General features: G+C 60.6%; 20 protein-coding genes and 1 tRNA gene. 10 read left to right on the forward strand and 11 right to left on the reverse strand.

The window, feature by feature from the left end:
* Positions 1-323: 323 nt before the first annotated feature.
* Positions 324-539, forward strand: a complete 216-nt coding sequence (locus BN2694_RS11110; RefSeq protein WP_135665239.1) for a hypothetical protein — start codon at positions 324-326, stop codon at positions 537-539.
* A 944-nt stretch (positions 540-1483) separates the two neighbouring features.
* Here the strand turns inward: BN2694_RS11110 and BN2694_RS11115 are convergent.
* Entirely contained in the window at positions 1484-2257 is a 774-nt protein-coding gene (locus tag BN2694_RS11115; RefSeq protein ID WP_135665241.1) for an IclR family transcriptional regulator, read from the reverse strand.
* A 458-nt stretch (positions 2258-2715) separates the two neighbouring features.
* Here BN2694_RS11115 and kdgK1 point away from each other — a divergent pair, with 458 nt between their 5' ends.
* The 3 genes from kdgK1 (at position 2716) to BN2694_RS11130 (ending at position 6768) form a co-directional block, all read left to right on the forward strand.
* A complete protein-coding gene (gene kdgK1 / locus BN2694_RS11120) occupies positions 2716-3669 on the forward strand; it encodes a bifunctional 2-dehydro-3-deoxygluconokinase/2-dehydro-3-deoxygalactonokinase (RefSeq protein WP_135665243.1) in 954 nt (317 codons plus the stop codon).
* Between the two features lie 95 nt (positions 3670-3764).
* Positions 3765-4955 (forward strand): mandelate racemase/muconate lactonizing enzyme family protein, encoded by a 1191-nt coding sequence (locus BN2694_RS11125; RefSeq protein WP_135665579.1) that lies wholly within the window; start codon positions 3765-3767, stop codon positions 4953-4955.
* A 400-nt stretch (positions 4956-5355) separates the two neighbouring features.
* Positions 5356-6768 carry a GntP family permease gene (locus BN2694_RS11130; protein ID WP_135665245.1) on the forward strand — a complete coding sequence of 471 codons (1413 nt, stop codon included), beginning with the start codon at positions 5356-5358 and terminating at the stop codon, positions 6766-6768.
* Between the two features lie 332 nt (positions 6769-7100).
* On the opposite strand, the gene BN2694_RS11135 is transcribed toward BN2694_RS11130, so the two are convergent.
* Together BN2694_RS11135 and BN2694_RS11140 are read right to left on the reverse strand one after the other, a co-directional pair.
* Entirely contained in the window at positions 7101-7751 is a 651-nt protein-coding gene (locus BN2694_RS11135; RefSeq protein WP_135665581.1) for a bifunctional 4-hydroxy-2-oxoglutarate aldolase/2-dehydro-3-deoxy-phosphogluconate aldolase, read from the reverse strand.
* Positions 7752-7798: 47 nt separating this feature from the next.
* Positions 7799-8434, reverse strand: coding sequence for an IS6 family transposase (locus BN2694_RS11140; protein WP_135665248.1), 636 nt, complete (start codon positions 8432-8434; stop codon positions 7799-7801).
* Positions 8435-8985: 551 nt separating this feature from the next.
* On the opposite strand from BN2694_RS11140, the gene BN2694_RS17165 reads away from it, so the two are divergent.
* Both BN2694_RS17165 and BN2694_RS11145 read left to right on the forward strand, forming a co-directional pair.
* A complete protein-coding gene (locus tag BN2694_RS17165) occupies positions 8986-9135 on the forward strand; it encodes a hypothetical protein (protein ID WP_167880017.1) in 150 nt (49 codons plus the stop codon).
* 834 nt (positions 9136-9969) lie between these two features.
* Positions 9970-11097: an ORC1-type DNA replication protein gene (locus BN2694_RS11145; RefSeq protein ID WP_135665250.1), complete on the forward strand. Its 1128-nt coding sequence runs from the start codon at positions 9970-9972 to the stop codon at positions 11095-11097.
* A gap of 19 nt (positions 11098-11116) precedes the next feature.
* Here the strand turns inward: BN2694_RS11145 and BN2694_RS11150 are convergent, their stop codons facing one another.
* The 5 genes from BN2694_RS11150 to BN2694_RS17755 form a co-directional block, all read right to left on the reverse strand.
* Positions 11117-11422, reverse strand: coding sequence for a hypothetical protein (locus BN2694_RS11150; protein WP_135665253.1), 306 nt, complete (start codon positions 11420-11422; stop codon positions 11117-11119).
* A 113-nt stretch (positions 11423-11535) separates the two neighbouring features.
* On the reverse strand, positions 11536-11949 hold the full coding sequence (locus BN2694_RS11155; RefSeq protein ID WP_135665255.1) for a fibronectin type III-like domain-contianing protein: 414 nt from the start codon (positions 11947-11949) through the stop codon (positions 11536-11538).
* A gap of 218 nt (positions 11950-12167) precedes the next feature.
* Positions 12168-12240: transfer RNA gene (locus BN2694_RS11160), tRNA-Gln, on the reverse strand.
* A 71-nt stretch (positions 12241-12311) separates the two neighbouring features.
* A complete protein-coding gene (locus tag BN2694_RS17750) occupies positions 12312-12470 on the reverse strand; it encodes a hypothetical protein (protein WP_244605407.1) in 159 nt (52 codons plus the stop codon).
* Positions 12471-12541: 71 nt separating this feature from the next.
* A complete protein-coding gene (locus BN2694_RS17755; RefSeq protein WP_244605408.1) occupies positions 12542-12877 on the reverse strand; it encodes a homing endonuclease associated repeat-containing protein in 336 nt (111 codons plus the stop codon).
* 75 nt (positions 12878-12952) lie between these two features.
* On the opposite strand from BN2694_RS17755, the gene BN2694_RS11170 reads away from it, so the two are divergent.
* On the forward strand, positions 12953-13633 hold the full coding sequence (locus tag BN2694_RS11170; protein WP_135665257.1) for a helix-turn-helix domain-containing protein: 681 nt from the start codon (positions 12953-12955) through the stop codon (positions 13631-13633).
* A gap of 98 nt (positions 13634-13731) precedes the next feature.
* A complete protein-coding gene (locus BN2694_RS17170) occupies positions 13732-13875 on the forward strand; it encodes a hypothetical protein (protein ID WP_167880018.1) in 144 nt (47 codons plus the stop codon).
* Here BN2694_RS17170 and BN2694_RS11175 read toward each other — a convergent pair.
* Positions 13870-14640: a hypothetical protein gene (locus tag BN2694_RS11175; protein WP_135665259.1), complete on the reverse strand. Its 771-nt coding sequence runs from the start codon at positions 14638-14640 to the stop codon at positions 13870-13872. The two genes, BN2694_RS17170 and BN2694_RS11175, sit on opposite strands and share 6 nt — an antisense overlap.
* Positions 14641-14739: 99 nt before the next feature.
* On the opposite strand from BN2694_RS11175, the gene BN2694_RS11180 reads away from it, so the two are divergent.
* Complete coding sequence (locus BN2694_RS11180) at positions 14740-15339, forward strand: IMP cyclohydrolase (protein ID WP_135665261.1); 600 nt, start codon at positions 14740-14742, stop codon at positions 15337-15339.
* A gap of 171 nt (positions 15340-15510) precedes the next feature.
* On the forward strand, positions 15511-16170 hold the full coding sequence (locus BN2694_RS11185) for a metallophosphoesterase family protein (RefSeq protein ID WP_135665263.1): 660 nt from the start codon (positions 15511-15513) through the stop codon (positions 16168-16170).
* Positions 16171-16299: 129 nt separating this feature from the next.
* Here BN2694_RS11185 and BN2694_RS11190 read toward each other — a convergent pair whose 3' ends face one another.
* Both BN2694_RS11190 and BN2694_RS11195 read right to left on the reverse strand, forming a co-directional pair.
* The gene (locus BN2694_RS11190) at positions 16300-17478 is read right to left on the reverse strand and encodes an aspartate kinase (protein ID WP_135665265.1); all 1179 of its coding nucleotides are present in this window, start codon (positions 17476-17478) and stop codon (positions 16300-16302) included.
* Positions 17479-17942: 464 nt separating this feature from the next.
* Positions 17943-18977, reverse strand: a complete 1035-nt coding sequence (locus BN2694_RS11195; protein ID WP_135665267.1) for a radical SAM protein — start codon at positions 18975-18977, stop codon at positions 17943-17945.
* Positions 18978-18989 lie beyond the last annotated feature (12 nt).

Here is an 18989-nt window from a genome sequence, read left to right on the forward strand (position 1 = left end):
GATTCTTTTTCTGGACGAACGTCTACCCCAAGAGAGTTGTTAACACTGAGAATGTTCCGGTACACACGGCGGATGGGCGCGCGTGATCCCGGCTCCGTCCCGGTCCGTTTCCCGGCCGTCAGTTCGGACGGTCCTCGACACGCTCGATCGACCGGAAGACCGGTGAGGCGGTCGTCTCGACCGTCAGGTCGCCCCCGTCCGTGGCGCGGTAGGTGTAGGCGAACGAGCCGTTCAGCTGGGGGTATCTTCCGGAAGTATACTGATCGGTTCCGTAGCGTGCTCCCCTCGGCGAAGACTGCTGTCCCGTTCAGGACCGTCGTCCGGTGAGCGAACTCGCCACTCGATTCCCAGGAGGATACTTCCCGCGTCTTGGTGTCGGTTCCCGGATCGACGAGGCCCGTATACGTCAGAAACCCGCCGAGGAGGTCGAGAAGTACCGCGACAGCGAGGAGCAGTTCGTCGTTCTCAACGATTCGTGCGCGGACCCGAAGGTCCCACCCACTCGTGCGGCCCCGAGCTCTCTCTCTATCACCTCATAATGGTTGAGGGCCGTAGGGTGGTCGTGTTCAGAGACGCCGGTCCCATGCGGAAGATTCGATTTCGCCGGCAGCAGTTTCTCGGTAAGCGCTGCTGAAATAGTACGAAAACGAAAACGTTCTATTTATTATATGCGAAAATATGTTTTGGGCTTAGTTTCAAATCACATAGTGTTCGAATCTGTGAGCGGAGCCGTGACGTGAGCAGGCAGCGTTCAACGCTGGGTGTCATCGATGGCCATCACGGCGCTGGTGCCGTCGTCTTTCTCAGGAAGTTGGGCGAAAGACGCGTGAGAAATTACGCTCGTTTTGGTGGAAGTAACGTTGCGTACGGCAATTCGATAGTATCGCGGTCGACAGTGATGTACTGTCGATCGCGCTGTTTGTTCAGCTGCATCACGGTATTGACGACCGCAGCGTGATTCGGTGAGGGACCAGACTCCGACTGTCGATCGACTTTCTCAACGTCGGTGTGACCAGTCGAACTCGGCCATTAATCCACGAACATATAAAAAATAACAACAGTATTTGGAAATATAGGTAAGCTTGGTACACTGACTACTGAGCGTCATTCCTCGCCACAGTGTTCGTTCTTGTTTAATAAATATTGTATCTATTTCGTCTAAATTTTCGCTGAGTATACGACGATTAGAACTAACCGTTCGCTGAGACAATCGTGTTCGGACATAGAGTGCTATACCGAATTGCCCCTCTTCAACTGCTTTTATCTCTGTTGTTCTGCGTGCAGTCACGTGAACCGCCTCATCTTCGGTTTCGAACTTCGCCTACACTCCAAATTTTACAACAACATGGTCGTAAAGTAGAGTGCTCTCGATGTGCCGGCGTTGATTACAACAATATGACTGTAAAGTACTGGCTACGAGTGGCGCATCACCGAACGAGGAACCGCTGGCAGCGACAAACAATCGGTTTCGAGGCGCGCCCGATCAATAGTGTTCGTACTTGAGTGCGATGACGTTCGCCGTCTCCCGCAACGCTTCGACGAGTTCGGTTTCGATCCGGTCGGTCGTCACGCGGTGTTTCGGGCCGACGGTCGAAATCGCTGCGTTTTCGTCGTCGACATCAAGTGGGACCGCGACTGAACGGACGCCCTGAATGTGTTCCTCGTCTTCGACGGCGTATCCCTGCTCACGGATCCGGTCGACCTCTTCGAGCAGGGATTCCCGATCAGTGATCGTCCGATCGGTCGCTTGTGGGAGCTCGAACGTTTCGATCACGTGGTCGATCTCCTCGGCAGACAACTGCGAGAGGAGCGCCTTTCCGAGGGCCGTCCAGTGGAGTCGATTGATCTGTCCCACCGGCGCGTTGTCCGATAACCCCTCGATGGGTTCTGTTCGATGTAGCAAGACACGCTGGTAGCGCTCCTCGTAGCCGATCGTTGCGACCTCCCCGACGGAATTCGAGAGTTTGTCCACCTGGGGCCGCGCGACGTGATAGAGGTCGATCTGCTTGCGGATCCGGCCACCGTGTTCGAGAAATTGGAGACTGAGCCGGTAGGCATCGTCGTCGGTCCGGACAACGTAGCCGAGTTCTTCGAGCGTTCGAAGATGGACGTCAACTGTGCTCTTGGGCAGATCGACTGTCCGTCCCAGTTCCGAGATGCCCATTGCATGATGCTCGGCTAACGCCTCGACGAGCGTGAACGATTTCTGTACAGCCTCGATGTGGTTGCCGGCCGGACCCGAGTTCCCCTCGTTCATGCGACCGACTGTCAACGGCTGCCCGGAAATCTCCTTCGGAACCAGCGGGAGACCCACCGAACCGACGAGTTCCGCCAGCATTTCACGGGACCGAGGCTACCGTTCGACAGTATTGGACAGGACTGAGTTATCATGTCTGTTCCCTGTGCTCCTCCCCGATATATGCTATTTTGCCCTTCTACGGTCGTAGTATCGGGGGCAGGGCCGAGATGTCGCCGATCGTGTGGTCATTCTGGTGCCAATCTTGTCCAACCTCATTGGACGGTCTCTGTGCCGGGGGCGGCTTCTTATCCATTAATGATAATTGTGTCCTTTCTGCTGTCTGCCCATTTCGGGGTTCTGCGGTGTTTATCGGGGGAACTGATGATCGTCCAATCGTGGTAGACGGTCCGCCGATACGGCTGTCCCAATCGCTCCCCGGAGGATTTATGCCAGCTCTCGTGCCAGTCGCGGATGTCATGCCTGATCTCGTCACGTTCGGCGAATCGTTGCTCCGGCTGGGGACTGATCCGGGTACACTGCTCGAAGAGACCGACGCGCTTGATGTCTATGTCGGCGGCGCGGAGGGGAACGTCGCTGTCGCCGCCCAGCGTCTCGGGATCGACGCGACGTGGCTCTCGAAGCTTCCGGCGACACCGCTTGGGCGGCGCATCGTTTCGACGTACCGGTCCCACGGCGTCTCGCCTGTGGTGATGTGGGCCGACGACGGCCGGGTCGGGACGTACTATCTCGAGCGGGGGACCCAGCCGCGGGACTCACGGGTCGTGTACGATCGGGAGGGGGCAGCGATCAGGAGCGCGTCACCGAGCGAGTTGTCGATGGATCCGATCACCGAAGCCGGGGCCTTTCACGTTACGGGTATTACGCCGGCCTTGTCCGAAACTCTCGCCGAGACGACGGGAGCGTTGCTGTCCGCGGCGGCCGAGGCCGACACGACGACGACCTTCGACGTGAACTACCGGTCGAACCTTTGGGACCCCTCGACGGCTGGCGAGACGATCGAACGGTTGCTCGTGGACGTCGACGTCCTGTTCGTCGCCGAACGGGACGCTCGTGCGGTACTCGACGTCGACAGCGATCCCGACGCGATGGCACGAACCCTCGCCGAGGCGCACGATCTGGACCTCGTCGTCGTGACGCTGGGCGCTGACGGGGCACTCGCGTTCGACGGCTCCACGGTCCACCGGCAAGACGCGTTCGCGACTGAGACCGTCGATTCCGTCGGGGCGGGCGATGCGTTCGTCGGCGGCTTCCTCGCGTCGTGGCTCGATGGCGCGCCGGTGGCAGAGGCGCTGGAATGGGGGGTCGCGACCGCGGCGCTGAAACGGACGATCGAGGGTGATCTCGCCGTCGTCACCCCGGAGATGGTCGCGGACGTACGCGAGGCCAACCGTCGAGGGATTGACCGGTGAGCGGTTATGGGGAAAAATATAAACACTAGAACTAGGAATTGTTCGGTGTGACACGCGACTACACACAGCTGCACGATCCGAACGCGGAGTACACGATGCGAGACCTCTCCTCGGGAACCATGGGGGTCGAGGTCGACCGCGGCCCGCGGGACGTCGAGATCACGGATGTCCAGACGACGATGGTCGATGGGAACTACCCGTGGACGCTGGTACGGGTGTATACCGATGCCGGAGTCGTCGGTACCGGCGAGGCGTACTGGGGTGCCGGCGTGCCCGAACTGATCGAGCGGATAAAGCCCTTCGTCGTCGGCGAGAACCCGCTGGACATCGACCGCCTCTACGAACACCTCATCCAGAAGATGTCCGGCGAGGGCTCGATCGAGGGCGTCACAGTCACCGCCATCTCGGGTATCGAGATCGCACTGCACGACCTCGCTGGGAAGCTTCTCGACGTCCCTGCCTACCAGTTGCTCGGCGGGAAGTATCGCGACGACGTCCGGGTCTACTGTGACCTCCACACCGAAAACGAGGCCGACCCCGAGGCCTGTGCCGACGAGGCCGAACGCGTCGTCGAAGAACTGGGCTACGACGCGATCAAGTTCGACCTCGACGTCCCCAGCGGCCACGAGAAGGATCGCGCCAACCGTCATCTCCGGGATCCGGAGATCGAGCACAAGGTCGAGATCGTCGAGGCGGTCACCGAGCGTGTCGGAGACCGTGCGGACGTGGCCTTTGACTGTCATTGGACCTTCACGGGTGGGAGCGCCAAGCGCCTGGCGGCGGCCCTCGAACCCTACGACATCTGGTGGCTGGAAGACCCCGTTCCACCGGAGAACCACGACGTCCAGCGGGAGGTCACCCGAACGACGGCGACCACCCCGATCGCCGCCGGCGAGAACGTCTACCGCAAACACGGGATGCGACGCCTCCTCGAAGAGCAGGCCATCGACATCGTCGCACCGGACGTCCCGAAGGTCGGCGGGATGCGCGAGTCACGTAAGATCGCCGACCTCGCCGATCTCTACTACGTGCCCGTAGCGATGCACAACGTCGCCTCGCCGATCGGGACGATGGCTTCAGCCCAGGTCGGGGCGGCCATCCCGAACGCGCTGGCCGTCGAGTACCACTCCTACGAGCTGGGCTGGTGGAGCGACCTCGTCGAGGGATCGGTCATCGAGGACGGGTCGATCACGATCCCCGAGCGGCCGGGTCTCGGACTCACGCTGGATCTCGACGCCGTCGCTGAGCACGCCGTCGACGGCGAGACGGTGTTCGACGAAGCATAGCTTCGTCGGACTCGACAGGCGAGCGGGGCGAGCCTGTCGGCGTTCGATCCGGCCTGAGCCGGATCGAATCGGCAAATCTCCGATTTGACTCATTCGACGAGGCGTAACCTCGTAGGACTCGACAATCTTCGATTTTCGGCGTTCGATCCCGCGTAGCGGGACCGGGCTGCTCAAGCTTTGCTTGACGGTGTTCGATCCGGCCTGAGCTGGCCTGAGGGCGCTGACCGGCCGAGTGGCTGTGGTCTGAGAGACGCGAAACGCAGTCGTCGGGCGGTGACCAAATGCCACGTCCCCATCGCCGTGAACGCGAAGGCGTCTCGCCTGCCGGATGTCAGCGGATCTGAACGGTTTATAAACGACCATAATTTTTAAGTACCAACTGCATACAGTTTGAGACGGTATGGTAGTCATACCATTACAAATGACGGAGTTCGTGCACAGCCCGCTGATTACCTTTGTGTTAGGATTGATTGCGGTCATCGCGTTGCTGGTCTGGCTCGATCTACCCCCGTTCGTGGGGTTGATCATGTCGGCGTTCTTCGTCGGCATCATCAACTCCGTATTCGTCGCGGATTTCACTGCCTCCGATGCGGCCGGCCAAGTCGCGACGGCCTTCGGGAACGGGATGGCGGGGATCGGGATCCCAATCTTGATGGCGGCGATCATCGGCAAGGGGATGCTCGAAAGCGGTGCGGCCCAGCGAATCGTCCGGGGTTTTCAGAACGTGCTCGGCGAGGAAAACTCCGATATTGCGCTGCTTGGGAGCAGCTCGCTGCTCGCGATCCCGGTGTTTTTCGATAGTGTGTTCTACCTCATGGCGCCGCTTGCGCGTTCGATGCGTGCACGTTTGGGTCGTGACTACACGCTCTTCATCGTTGTCGTCGGGACAGGGGCCGCTGCGGCGCACGTATTCGTCCCGCCGACGCCCGGTCCGCTCGCGGTCGCCGATCAGATCGGGAGCGATCTCGGGATGACGATCGTCATCGGGTTGGTTACTGCGATCCCGGCGGCGGCTGTGACCGGTCTCGTTTACGGCCGATGGATCAACCGCCGTCTCGACATCCCGTTGCGGGACACGATGGCAACCTCGACCGAGGAGCTACAGGAAGTCGCAGACCGGCCGACCAGTGACCTTCCGAGCGTACTCGAATCGGTCGCTCCGATCTTTCTGGCCGTCGTGCTTATCGCGTCCGCGACTGCGGTCGACACGTTTCAGGAAGTCGCTCCTGCACTGGAGGCATTCCAACCATACACCAATTTCCTCGGCGACAAGAACGTCGCACTGACGATCGCTGCGCTCGCGGCGGCATACACGTTTTACCGCTTCGACGATATGGATCGCCAGGCGTGGAGTGATGAACTCACCGAGGCGCTGAAAAGTGGTGGGAACATCGCCGCGATCACGGCAGCCGGCGGGGCCTTCGGCGCGCTGCTCGCGGCCTCGGGGATCGGCAACTACCTCGCGGACGCTCTCCAGGGCGTCGGCATTGGACTGATCGTGACGGCGTGGCTGATCGCCGCGATCGTCCGGATCGCACAGGGATCGGCCACTGCCGCGATGCTGACCGCCGCCGGGATCATGGCGCCGCTTACCGGCCAGCTCGCGGTCCACCCTGCGTACCTGGTCATGGCGATCGGTGCCGGCGGAAACATCTGCTCGTGGTTCAACGACTCCGGGTTCTGGCTCGTCAGCGAGATCGGAGGTCTCACCAAGACCGAGACGCTCAAAACCTGGACCGTCCTCACCACGATCATCTCGGTCAGCGGTCTCATAACGGTCTTGATCGTTTCGACGATCTTCCCATTGGCATGACGATTCTGAAACCACCCGCGGAGCGAGGAGCGATTGCGCGATCGACCACTTGAGGCGTTGGCGCCGCCAGTCAGACCTCTCTCCGTGACACATGGGTGGTCCCCGACAGGCACGCTCCGGAAGGTATCGACTGGTCCTCAGCGGCACCATTTCTCCATCAGAACGGCTCGTGTCACTGACGAGCGGCCGCTCTGTACAAACGCGCCCGTGACCGTGTCCTGGGCGGTCGAGAAGATGATTCGTTTTCTCCGGTAGACACGCTTACTGACGGCCGAAGACTCGAACCGTCCTCGCGGCGGTCGGCAGGAAGTCGGCGGCGTCCCGACCGACGTTCAGGCCTGTGCGTCCTCGACCGCGGAGACAAAACGCTCGGCCTGCGCTCGGACGGCATCGAAATCACGTCGTTCGATCGCGTCGTGGTCGACGAGTGCACTCCCTGCACCGACGACGGTGGCCCCTGCGTCGAAGAACGCCCCGACGTTGTCCGTATCGACCCCGCCGGTCGGCATCAACGGGAGGTCCCCAAGCGGTGCCTGGATCGCGCTGAGATGGCCTGGCCCGACCGTCCCAGCGGGGAACACCTTCAACAAGTCGGCACCGGATTCCGCTGCCCGGAGGGCCTCCGTCGGCGTCATGATTCCCGGGGCGGCGAGCGTGTCGTATCGGTGTGCCGTCTCGATGACGTCCGGCTCCAGGGTCGGGCCGACGACGAACGCCGCACCCGCGTCGATCATCGCCCGCGCGGTAGCCGCGTCGAGTACCGATCCAGCTCCGACGAGCACGTTCTTGTCTTCGAACGCTTCGGTCACCCGCGCGACGATGTCCGCAGCGTTTCGGACATCGGCGGTGATCTCGACCGCCTCGACGCCGCCGTCTTGCAGTCCGGCCACCGTCTCGACCATAGCGTCGGGATCGACGTTTCGAAGCACCGCTACGACTCCACTCTCTTCGAGGCGTCGGCGTACCGCAGTCATGCTTGCGATGACGGCAATCTCATATAAATAAGTTGGTGTCTGCCGACGGGTAGTGTTCAGATAAGCTGGTTCCATGCAAATGCGAAGGATCTGACCCAGTCGTCAGCTGTTTCTGCAGCGGCGTGGCTGAAACAGTTTGAGAACAAATAGGTTCTGTGTTTTACCTCAAGAAATACACGTTTGACACTGTTCCGATTTCCACGTTTTTCGTCTCTGAAATCGAGGCCGTATCGGTTGCAGACGTCTTTCAACGAGTGCGACCCAACGATGAGAAACACAGCATCGTCAACGTCGTGTTTCTCACGCAGCTCGTGAAAGAACGCGTGAGCGATGACCGAATTAGTCGTCGGCTCAAGCGCTGTATGCAGCAATTCGTTTGTGTCGGGATCGACGGCGGCGTACAGCCAGTATCTCTCGTCAGTAAGTCGGACCACGGTCTCGTCAATCGCAATCTGATCCGAGCTTCGTCCAGTTTCGGGCTGTAGATCGGCTTTGTGAACTCCGTTATGAACAGTCGAACGAGCGTGTTTGACACCAAACTCCTCAAGAATAAAAACAGTATTCGAAATAGATAGTCCAGCAAGATGCAACTGAATACTGAGCTTCATCAGCAATCGCGGTGTCGCTTCGTGCCCCACAAACTCTACGTTGATCTGGTTGATACTACCGCTGAGGTGTGCGTTTTCAGGCATAGATCACTTTGAAAACGCCACGCCCCACTCTTCAATTATCTGAACACCGCCGTTTGAATCCGCTCAACGGTTCTCTGACACCCTGTATCAGGGCCAATAGTGCGATCGTGACGTTTTCCGAGGTGGTCGACAATCGGGACAGTTCGCCTGCGTGACTTCATGTTCGTCCATACGATGCTTTCCACTCACGTACGCCCGGTCGGTGACAACTGTGGACGAGAACGGGGACGACAGGACAAAACGTCGCTTCGGGAACACCCCTTGGCGGCCCTGGAGACGGCCGAGGACGAGGACACGAAGTAACATGTCCGGGAAGCCTCCCAGAAGGTGATTGTTGAGGAGTGGCCGTAGCGGTCGTGTCCCCGATACGATCGGTGGGGGACGATACGAAAATATGTATGAATATCTGTCTCTCTCACTGTTATATCAGTGATGGTGGATTATGAAATAATCGTTTTTGCCGGTAGCATACCGTCAATGTCTCGTTTGATGGTATTAGGGACTCCAATACAAAGGGTGTGGAAGCCGTTATCACTCTCGAGAGGATGGGTATGGGTACCAAACATAGAGAACAGGAGCGGACGACAGTGAGTGAACACCTCTCGACAGCCCTGGAGACGGCCGAGGACGAGAATACGAAGTACCACCTTCGAGAGGCCTATCAGAAGATCATCTTCCTAGCTGACACTGAGCGGGACTGAAACGAGCGGTTCTCACCGTTTCTGTTTCCGGTCGTAATAGCCAGCGATCGAGATAGTGACAACGTACAGCTGTGGAACACTGCTCTCGATAATCGTGGCAGTCAGGGTATGTGTGGTGACGTGAACACGTCAGCTAGCTCGGACTCGTTTGCGGTCGCGTTGATCGTCACCCCATTCGATTGCTCTCTACTAGGTGATTGAAACTGTATTTATTATTTTAAAATTGATGGGTGAATGATATACAAATATGGATAAAATATATGGATATAGTGAAATAATTATTTATCTTTCAGTGCCGTTCGTCGGGTTCTATTTCGTTAAATAATCGTTTAGGTAGTGACGTCTCCGCCGATCCGAACGTCGGCACTCTCGAGACGGCTAATCTCGGTATCAGTGAGTCGATCGGTTTTCCGAATTTACGTTCGCGTGTGCTGCTAACGAGACCGGCGGGTTGTGACTGCCTCTTTCGACGTCACTGCCGAAGGGACTGACGTTTTCACCGAAACGGCTGACTCACGACAGGTGACCTATTCTGTAGACTGTCAGTCCGTTCAGAGTTCCTCTGTGTATTTCATGGACACTCCGACAGTGGAGTCATCGACGAGCACTACAACCAGAGAATCTACGGAGACAGTCACAGAGACGGCGACTGAGACGACTGCGGAATAGCTCGGTCGGCTTCCTTTTCCACTTCGATCGGCCGGCGAAGTCGCCGGCACGGGCGGGGGCTTTCGTGTTCTTTGTGCCAGTGTTTCCCCACGCGAACGCGTTTCTGCACGTTGGCGTTCTCCTTCGCGCCAAGAGTTAAGTAGCGTCCCGGGCGTGGTGAAAGTGATGACCGACGACCCCGAGGAGGGGATGCTCTCCTGGGACGAGTCCGTCTTCAGAGACGAACACGTCTTCGAGATCGACTACGTCCCCGAAACGTTTCGCCATCGGTCGAGTCAAATGGAGAGCCTGAAGTACGCCCTCCGGCCGGCGGTTCGGGGCTCACGACCGCTGAACGTCATCGCGCGCGGACCGCCGGGGACCGGCAAGACGACTGCGATCCAGAAGCTCTACGGGGAACTGGGCGCTCAGACTGACGTCCGGGTCGCCCACGTCAACTGCCAGGTGGACTCGACGCGATACGCGGTGTTCTCGCGGCTGTTCGAGGAGGTATTCGAGTACGAACCGCCCACCAGCGGCGTTTCGTTCAAGAAGCTGTTCGGCCAGATTACCGAGAAACTCGTCGAGGACGGCCAAGTCCTGGCGGTGGCCCTAGACGACGTGAACTATCTCTTCTACGAGGGCGAAGCCTCGGACACACTCTATTCGCTGTTGCGTGCCCACGAGGCCCATTCGGGGGCGAAAATCGGCGTTGTCGTCGTCTCCTCGGACCTCGATCTGGACGTCATCGAGGCGCTGGACGGGCGCGTCCAGAGTGTCTTCAGACCCGAGGAAGTCTACTTCCCGAAGTACGACGAACCCGAGATCGCGGACATCCTCGAGGAACGGGTCGACCGGGGCTTCCACGAGGGGGTCGTCGACGCACCCGTGCTCGACCGGGTCGCGGAACTCACTGCCGAGCAGGGAGGTGATCTCCGTGTCGGGATCGACCTCCTTCGTCGGGCCGGGTTGAACGCCGAGATGCGGGCCAGCAAGCAGGTCGAGGACGAGGACGTTGCCCAGGCTTACGAGAAGTCCAAACACGTCCACCTCTCGCGATACCTCGAGGGACTGTCGGCCAACGAACGGGCGTTGCTGGACGTCGTTGCCGACCACGACGGAGAGCGGGCGGGCGAAATATACGAGTTCTTCCAGGCGGAGACCGATCTGGGTTATACGCGCTACTCGGAGATCATCAACAAACTCGACCAGCTGGGGCTGATCGAGGCAACCTACACGAGTGTCGACGGGCGCGGCCGTTCGCGGGAACTCTCCGTCCAGTACGCACCCGAGGCGATCAAAGACCGACTGTAAACTACTGATCCCGACCGACTCAGTCGTCGATCGACACGTCGACCGGTTCCTCCGGCGCGTCGATGTCGACTTCGGGTTCCTCGTCGCCGACGAGTTGCCTGATGACGACCGTTACGACGATCGAAGCGACGACGCTCGCGACGACGAGCGCGAGTACTCGGCCCACTCCAGCGCCATCTGTCGGCGCTTCGTGTTCGTCCGCCGTCGATTGGTCGTCGCCCCCGGCCGACCGCTCGTCGTCTGTCCCCTCACCCAGGCTCTGCGTCGGACTGAACGTCGCGTCCTCTAAGTGTACCTCGAACAGCGTCAGATTCTCGAAGACCATACGTCCCGTTCGACGGCGAGAAACTTATACTTGCACTGTGAGGTGTCTGGCGATACCGCAATGGTTCAGGGTAGACTTGCGTACTCGTCCTCGCAGTAACACCCTCCTGGTCGCTACTCGTCGAGCGTGAATCGTTCGGTGTGGACGATGTCGTCGGCAGCGTGAGCGACCATCAGACCGAACGCGCTGGATTCGGCTGCCCACTCCTCCTCGGCGGTCCAGAACGCCAGATCGTTCTCGTCGATCTCGATCGTCACCGCAGCGGTCTCTCCGGGTTCGAGTTCGACAGTCTCGAAACCGACCAGTTCCTTCTGGGGCCGCAAACGACTCCCGATGAAGTCTCGGACATACAGCTGGACGACATCTTGACCGACGACGTCGCTGGTGTTCTCGACAGTACCGGTCGACTCCAGCGTTTCGCCGGGAGCGAAGGCGTCCGACGACGATGAGACAGTCGAGGTCGATGGCTCGACGATCGGCGAACCGTACAGCCGCCGGATCCGGAACGGCGACGCCGAACGGATCATCGTCGAACTACGCTGACAGCGACTATCTTGAGCGTCAACGGACTCGGGTCTCTGGCTGGACGGACTGTCCTGGAAGAGGACAGCGGCCAATCCGCTGGCAAACTCGCCGTGGGAATCGCCGTGACCGACGAACCAGGAGCTGACAGTGACTCGCTGTCCCGATCCAGCGTTCGAATCTCAGGGACATTTGCGACCCACGAAGTTGTTCCGTCGCAAAATAGTCCTGGGAGGATTCGAACCTCCGTCGTAGCCCCCAGAAGGCTACATGATTGGCCACTACACCACAGGACTCCATTCGGGCATACCCGTCTGTCGTACTTGAGTTTTGCGAACCGTGTCTCCCCCTGACAGACTGGGACGTATCACCCCTTGACGGCCGCCACGTCTGGCAACTCGACGTGCTCTTTTCGATGGCAATTCGCACAGAGACCCTCACAGCCGGCGATCTCCGCTTCCAACCGATCGGTCGAATATCCGTTCGTGACCATGTCGGTGATTGCCATGTCTTTGTCGCCGTTCATGTGATGGAAATCCAGATACGCCGGATCGGACTCTCCCCACTCTGAACAACCACGACTGGCTTTTCGTTCGTTCACCCCGTTCGTCGTCCTTTTCGGCGCTTTAGCGTCCGTTCGGTGTTTTCCTCGACGTGCTTGTCGTGCCTCCGCTGGCCCTGCGTCAGATCTGCCCAGTTCGTTCCGTCTGGGAGGTCGACATCGTCGGGTCTCGACTCGACCTGCGTCCCTGTAGACGGACTCGTTTCGAGTCCAGGACGTCGTTTCGCCTCGCTCCACCCACCGACGACCCGAAGAATCGTCGATGCCGACGGCAGCAGATCGAGGCTCTCGTACTCGGCTTTCGTCGGGGACTTGCCGAGACGCTCGGCCGCTTCCCGCATCGCGTGGCTGCATTCACTCTGGCTCGTCATGCGCTGTCTCCCCGCGTTTTTCGCATCAAAGGACCGGGTCGAAATACGGATGTTCTCCCCTATCTTAACTGTCGCGTGGACCGCCAGACCATCATCGCAGAACTGGACGTTTCCTCCTCGCGTGTCGTGCTCGGCCCGACGCTCGCGAGCGATTTCGACGTTACTGTCTACGCCGAGCGATTACCGGTCTCTCACGAGGGTTCGACCTGGTTTCACGTGACCGTTCTGGCCGCAGACTTCGAGGCCTTCGAGGACGCCCTCGCCGCGGACCCGACTGTCGCCCACAGCGAAGTGTTCGCCGCCTATGGCGACCGGCGGACCTACCGACTGACGATCGCCCCGGACGTCCCGGTGATGACCGAGCACGTCGCCAGCTTCGGCGACGAACTGCTCGATCTGCGATCGACGGCCGACGGCTGGCGTGTCCGTATCCGGACGACTGATCGTGCCTCGATCCGGGCGTTCCTCGAGTTCTGTGCCGATCACGAGATCGACTGTCGACTTGCCCGGGTCTTCGAGGCAAGCGAACCGGTCGGGGAGATGGCACTCCCCGTCGAAGACGATGCGTTCGAGGTCCTGGCCGCTGCACACGAGGCCGGCTACTTCGAGGTGCCTCGGGCAACCTCTCTCGCTGAACTCGCCGAGTACTTCAACGTCTCTGAATCGACGATGTCGGTCCGACTCCGGCGGGCGCTCGGCCACGTCGTCGGCAGTCTCGTCGCCGACGCGTCTACCGACCCGACGGAAACCGATTGACCGCTGACGTCGCGAAAAGACCATCCCTCCACGATTTATAAATGTCGGAGTAGTTCGACAGAGGCGGTATCTGGTGGCATCTCCTACCATTTGTCGGTATGAAACGGAATACAACTGTCGACGCTGGCGACGGCTCGAACGAGAGCCTCGACCTCCGGTTGACCATCGACGTCGCCGGTCGTCGACTCGTCTATGCCGAAAGCGACCTGAAGACGATCGGTTTCAGTGCGAACGAGTTATAGCGAGATATCTTCGAGATGTTCGGATTCGGCGGCAATCTCCTCGTTGAACGCTCTGACGAATCCCGGGAAGTCAGAGGCGTGAGCGCGTAGATCCCGCACGGATGGTGGTTGGTACTGCGAGAGGATATAGATTCCACCCTCGCCGCCGACCCGAAGGTAGCTCGTCCGGCCGTCCTCCCATTTGAGTTCCCACCGGGAACCGTGGGAGGAAGTAGAATTACCACGTCTCGATCCAGCGGCGCCACCGCCGTCGGTTACCCGAGCCGCAAACGTCCCGTAGTCCCCGCCCTCGTAGCGCTGGAGCTGGCGGGCCATGGCGTCGGTCGCTTCCCGCATCTTCCCCAGGATACGTTCGCGTTCCGCCACGAGATCGTCGACCGATTCGACCGCGGGAAAGTCACTGCTGACATCGTCGAGCACGCCTGCGAGCGAGCGGACGTGCTCGTTGAACGCCGCGACGAAGGCGTCGTAGTCGGCCATCGCCGTGGCGAGGGCGTCCGGTTCGGGTGGCTGCTGGGTCGAGACGACGTATGTGTCCGCACCGCGGCCGTCGAAGCGGAGATACTGGACGTCGCCGGCCTCGTACTTCAGCGTCCAGGTCCCGGCGTCGGTCTCGAAGTCCGCCTGCCCGTAGTCGCCACCCTGTAGCCGGGCGAGTTCGCGGGCGATCCGTCCGGCGTGTTCGGTGACCGCATCGACCACCTCGTCGCGCCGCTGGGCGGCAGCCTCGGCTCCGACTATTTCGCTGTCCAGGCCTGTCATCATCGACCCCATGGAGGGTCCCGGGCCGGATGAACGCACCGGCTTTGGGCGTCGATGTCACAAACCGACACCTACTTTCCGGTCTCGGTCCGAGCAGCGAGCATGTACGTCGGACGTTTCGTCGTCGTCGCTCCGGAGGTTGGCGCGTATCGCGTCTCCTCCCGCTCGTTTCCCAACCGGAAGGCTGTCGATCGCGACGGAACGATCACCGTCGCGCCGACGGCCGAGGCCCCGGAGACGGACAATCCCTACATTTCCTACAACGCGGTCCGGTTGACTGACCGCGGCGCAGTGATCGGGAACGGCTCTCACGTCGATCCCATCGCGGAGAAACTCGCGCTGGGGACGCCGGCTCGGGACGCCCTCGCGGCTCCCCTGCAGGCGCTTGACTTTGAGAAGGACGACTACGACACGCCCCGGATCGCGGGGATCGTCGGCGTCCCAGAGGACGACCCCACGGCAGGTGAAGCCGGCGCAGCCATCGGGACCGTCCGTCGTGACGCGCTTCTCGTGGAAGCCGTCGAGGAGCCGACGCTGGTGGCGACCTACGAGCGCGACGACCCGGTCTCCTTCGATCTCGATAGCGAGGACGCCACTGGAGTAGCCCGCGAGGTTTACGACCACGAGTTCGAACACGCGGTGTGTGCGGCCGGCGTTTCGGGATCGACGGGGGACTTCGAGACGGCGATCGTCAACGAGTGACGTCCGCAGTCGGCAATCTGCACGCCTGAGTGACGTCCACAGCGACGATCCGGCCGACAGCGTGACATCCACAGTCGACGGTCCGGCCGACTGGTAGACCGCCGTGTCCGAGACCATCATGGTCAAACGGAGACGACTACTTCTAACTACGTTGAGTCTAGATAGGAGACTGTGAAAATCGCCGTCATCTCCGACGTCCATTCGAACAAGGTCGCCCTCGAGGCCGTTGCGGCCGACATGCCCGAGGTCGACCGAATCGTCTCGCCCGGCGACATCGTGGGCTATGGCCCGTGGCCGGGTGAGTGCCTGGAGTGGATCCGCGAGCGGGACGTGCCGACTGTCCAGGGCAACCACGACCGGGCCGTCGCCACCGGCTCGTATCCGGGATTCAACGATATGGCGGCCGCGGGCGTCGAGTTCGCGCGCGAGCGGCTGTCGGCCGCCCAACGCGAGTGGCTCGGCGACCTCCCCACGGAACGACAGCTCTTCGATGGTCGGGTGAAGGTCGTCCACGGTCACCCCGACAATCCCGATCACTACACCTATCCCGGGGAGTTCGGGCCCGACATGCTCGGCGAGGAAGACGTTCTGATCCTGGGACACACGCACGTCCAGCATCACGAACGATACGACGACGGGATCGTCTGCAATCCCGGTAGCGTCGGCCAGCCCCGGGACAGCGATCCGGGAGCGGCTTACGCCATCCTCGATCTCGACGCGATGACCGTCGAACAGCGTCGCGTCGGGTACGATGTGGGGGCGGTCATCGACGCCGTCGCCGAGGCCGGACTTCCGCGACGGATCGGCACTCGACTCGGGACCGGTCGCTGAGCGGCGGTATCGAGCAACGGACGCCTCGAAACGGTGCCACCACCAACTCGATCAGGGCTTTTAGCGATATACAAGGTGGAGCCTCCGACCTCAAGGAGCGAGTGTAGTGAGCGAGTAGGCTGAGGTAGTTTACAAAGCGTCTTGAACTAGACTGAGTGCCTGTTCGCGGTCCTCTCGGGGCACAAACACGGAGATCGAGGTCGCGCTGGTGATGACGTCGAAGAGGTTGATGTGGGCGTCGGAGATCGGATTGATTACCTGCTTTACCGCACCTGGCTGGTTCGGCAGGCTACCGCCGGTCACCCGGATCACCGCGATATCGTGTTTGACGGTAATACTCGAGAGTGTCTCGTCGTCGACGACCTGTTCGTGGAGGACTGCTTCCGCGTCCTCGGCGACCTCGGAATCGAGATAGAACGTGATCGAGTCCATCCCGCTCGAGACCGCCTCGACGTTGATGTCCACCTCTGCCAGTGCTGTCGAGAGATCTGCGAGGATACCCGCTTGGTTTCGGATCGCTCGGCCGGCGACGGTGACACAGCAGAGGGTGTTCTCCTGGAGGTCGATCAGTTTCTCGAACTCGCCCTCGATAGACGTTCCACCAGTCAGGAGGGTATCGTGCTGGTAGTGGACGACCCGGACGTCCATGTTCCCGTCCTTGTAGGACAGCGCCGACGGCGCGACGACTTCCGCACCACGGAAAGAGAGGTTTCGGAGTTCGTCGACGGAGATCTCACCGACGTTGCGGGCCCCCTCGACCACCCGGGGATCGCCGGTCATCACTCCCTCGACGTCGGTGACGATGATGACCTCGTCGGCGTCCATGTACCTGCCGAGCATGACGGCAGTCGTGTCGCTGCCACCACGGCCCAGCGTGGTCGTATCGCCGCTGTGATCCGCGGCGATGAAGCCGCTGATGACGGGCACGACGTCTTTCATCCGGCCTGCCAGGGCGTGAGCCCGTTTTTTCGTCTCCTCAACGTCGACCTCGCCGTAGGCGTCGGTGATCACCGGCCACTCCTCGCCGCCGGGTTCGAAGAATTCCGACTCGATCCCGCGGGCGGTCAGCGCGCCCTTGAGCATCCGGACCGAGGTGCGCTCGCCCATGCTGACGATCTCTGCCCGGTCGGCCTCGTCGGCCTCGAACTCGATGTCCTCGAGCAGGTCGTCGGTCGTCGACCCCATCGCACTGGCGACGACCGCTACCTCGTGGCCTTGTTCGGCCACTTTCGCGATCGAGTCCGCGGCTCGCTCGATCCGCTCGCCGCTACCTAGACTCGTCCCGCCGAACTTGACTACGACGCGCATCGGTTCTCACTCTCCGGGTTCGTGTGAGTCATTGTGCATCCTGATTGGCGTCCGGTCGAATAACTGCTTTCATTCGTGTTCGGCAACGCCATCGAGTCGTACCGGGTTCTGGCGCTCGCTCCTCGCTACTTGGGACTCCATCGCTTGCCACTCGTGGCTTGTCTCTGCACGAGAATCTCGCCCAGCTCGTGGTTCCGCCGTTCGTCCCCTCTTCCATCGTTTCTGTCCTCGGGACCGCGACGCCCACAGACCGCTCGCACTGTCCGTGGGAGCTTTGCTCTCACGCTATCCGCATGGTCAGCGGGACCGCCGGTCCCGCTCGACTCGGAAAAACGTGGTTCACACGAACGAAGTGAGTGTGGGCTCGGGAGAGCTTGCTCTCCCGGTGGCGAAAAACGACCTGCTCGTTCCCTTCGGTTACTCGCAGTCAACACCCTCACTGGCTCGCGGTTATACCGCTTGCCTCATCGAGATTGCTGAGCAATTTCGCCTTGCTCGGCGGATACTTCAGGAAGTGGCGTCCGCTCGACTACTGTCCCATCCACAGTCGGATACTGCTCGACGACTTCGCCCTCTTCGAGGTCGCCTTCCTCGATCATCTCCTCTAAGAGCCACCAGGCGAGTTCGACGTGCTCGGACTTTTCGGCGTAGTACTCCGCTGGAACGCCGAGTTCGTCGAGCCGTTCGGGTTCGACCCAGGTCTTGCCGTAGACCAGGGTGCCGTCCTCGGTGGTCTCGTCGAAGGACCGGCGGACGTTTTTGGCCATGCGCTTGAGCCGATTGCGGTGCTGGGCGGCGTCTTTGAATACCGAGGTACAGAAGTAGACCTTCGGGTGGGCCGCCATCGTATCGAGGACATCGTGACTCCCCTCGACGGCGCTCATGTGGTTTTCTTTCAGATCGAAACCCTGCTGTTGCATCCGGCGGTAGTTGCCATCGCTCATCTCAAACTCGTTGACGTTGACGAATTCGGCGGCTCCCTCTTCGACGAAGGTGACGAACTCGTCCTCCGGGCGGATGCCAGGGATCTCGAAGGCCGGGGTAATGCCTTCCTCGCGAGCGATGTAGAGGATGTCCTCCCACTCGGTGCCGTGGAGGTCGCCCCACATGTCCAGCGGCGGGTGGAAGCGAATTTCGTCGAGGCCGGCTTCCGCGAGGCGACGCATGTTCTCCCGTCCCCCAGTGATTCCCGTATAGAGGTGGATGTGGTGGTCCTCGCCGAACTCGTCTTTGAGCAGCGAGATGTACCGCGTGGTGCGGTCCATGACTTCCTGGGGTTCGCCCCCAGTCAGCGACGACCCCAGCGCATCCATGCGTTTGGCTTCCTCGATGAGGTCTTGGTCCTCCTCGACTTTGCGTTCGTTTGCGTAGACGTCAGTGACGTTCTTGCGGTTCTCGCCGAGCGGACAGTAGAAACAATCGCGCTGGTCGCAGTAGCCATAGACGAAGATGACCATCTTGCCGCCCTTGGCGCACTGTTCGCAGCCTTCCGAGATCATTCGCGTATCACC

Source organism: Halorhabdus rudnickae, assembly GCF_900880625.1.
Lineage (GTDB): Archaea > Halobacteriota > Halobacteria > Halobacteriales > Haloarculaceae > Halorhabdus > Halorhabdus rudnickae.

Bases quoted from the DNA above. Each gene is read 5' to 3' on its own strand.
- BN2694_RS11115 (WP_135665241.1), bottom strand. From the start codon at position 2,257: ATGAACGAGGGGAACTCGGGTCCGGCCGGCAACCACATCGAGGCTGTA.
- kdgK1 (WP_135665243.1), top strand. From the start codon at position 2,716: ATGCCTGATCTCGTCACGTTCGGCGAATCGTTGCTCCGGCTGGGGACT.
- BN2694_RS11125 (WP_135665579.1), top strand. From the start codon at position 3,765: ATGCGAGACCTCTCCTCGGGAACCATGGGGGTCGAGGTCGACCGCGGC.
- BN2694_RS11130 (WP_135665245.1), top strand. From the start codon at position 5,356: ATGGTAGTCATACCATTACAAATGACGGAGTTCGTGCACAGCCCGCTG.
- BN2694_RS11140 (WP_135665248.1), bottom strand. From the start codon at position 8,434: ATGCCTGAAAACGCACACCTCAGCGGTAGTATCAACCAGATCAACGTA.
- BN2694_RS17165 (WP_167880017.1), top strand. From the start codon at position 8,986: ATGGGTACCAAACATAGAGAACAGGAGCGGACGACAGTGAGTGAACAC.
- BN2694_RS11145 (WP_135665250.1), top strand. From the start codon at position 9,970: ATGACCGACGACCCCGAGGAGGGGATGCTCTCCTGGGACGAGTCCGTC.
- BN2694_RS11150 (WP_135665253.1), bottom strand. From the start codon at position 11,422: ATGGTCTTCGAGAATCTGACGCTGTTCGAGGTACACTTAGAGGACGCG.
- BN2694_RS11155 (WP_135665255.1), bottom strand. From the start codon at position 11,949: ATGATCCGTTCGGCGTCGCCGTTCCGGATCCGGCGGCTGTACGGTTCG.
- BN2694_RS17750 (WP_244605407.1), bottom strand. From the start codon at position 12,470: ATGAACGGCGACAAAGACATGGCAATCACCGACATGGTCACGAACGGA.
- BN2694_RS17755 (WP_244605408.1), bottom strand. From the start codon at position 12,877: ATGACGAGCCAGAGTGAATGCAGCCACGCGATGCGGGAAGCGGCCGAG.
- BN2694_RS17170 (WP_167880018.1), top strand. From the start codon at position 13,732: ATGAAACGGAATACAACTGTCGACGCTGGCGACGGCTCGAACGAGAGC.
- BN2694_RS11175 (WP_135665259.1), bottom strand. From the start codon at position 14,640: ATGATGACAGGCCTGGACAGCGAAATAGTCGGAGCCGAGGCTGCCGCC.
- BN2694_RS11180 (WP_135665261.1), top strand. From the start codon at position 14,740: ATGTACGTCGGACGTTTCGTCGTCGTCGCTCCGGAGGTTGGCGCGTAT.
- BN2694_RS11190 (WP_135665265.1), bottom strand. From the start codon at position 17,478: ATGCGCGTCGTAGTCAAGTTCGGCGGGACGAGTCTAGGTAGCGGCGAG.
- BN2694_RS11195 (WP_135665267.1), bottom strand. From the start codon at position 18,977: ATGATCTCGGAAGGCTGCGAACAGTGCGCCAAGGGCGGCAAGATGGTC.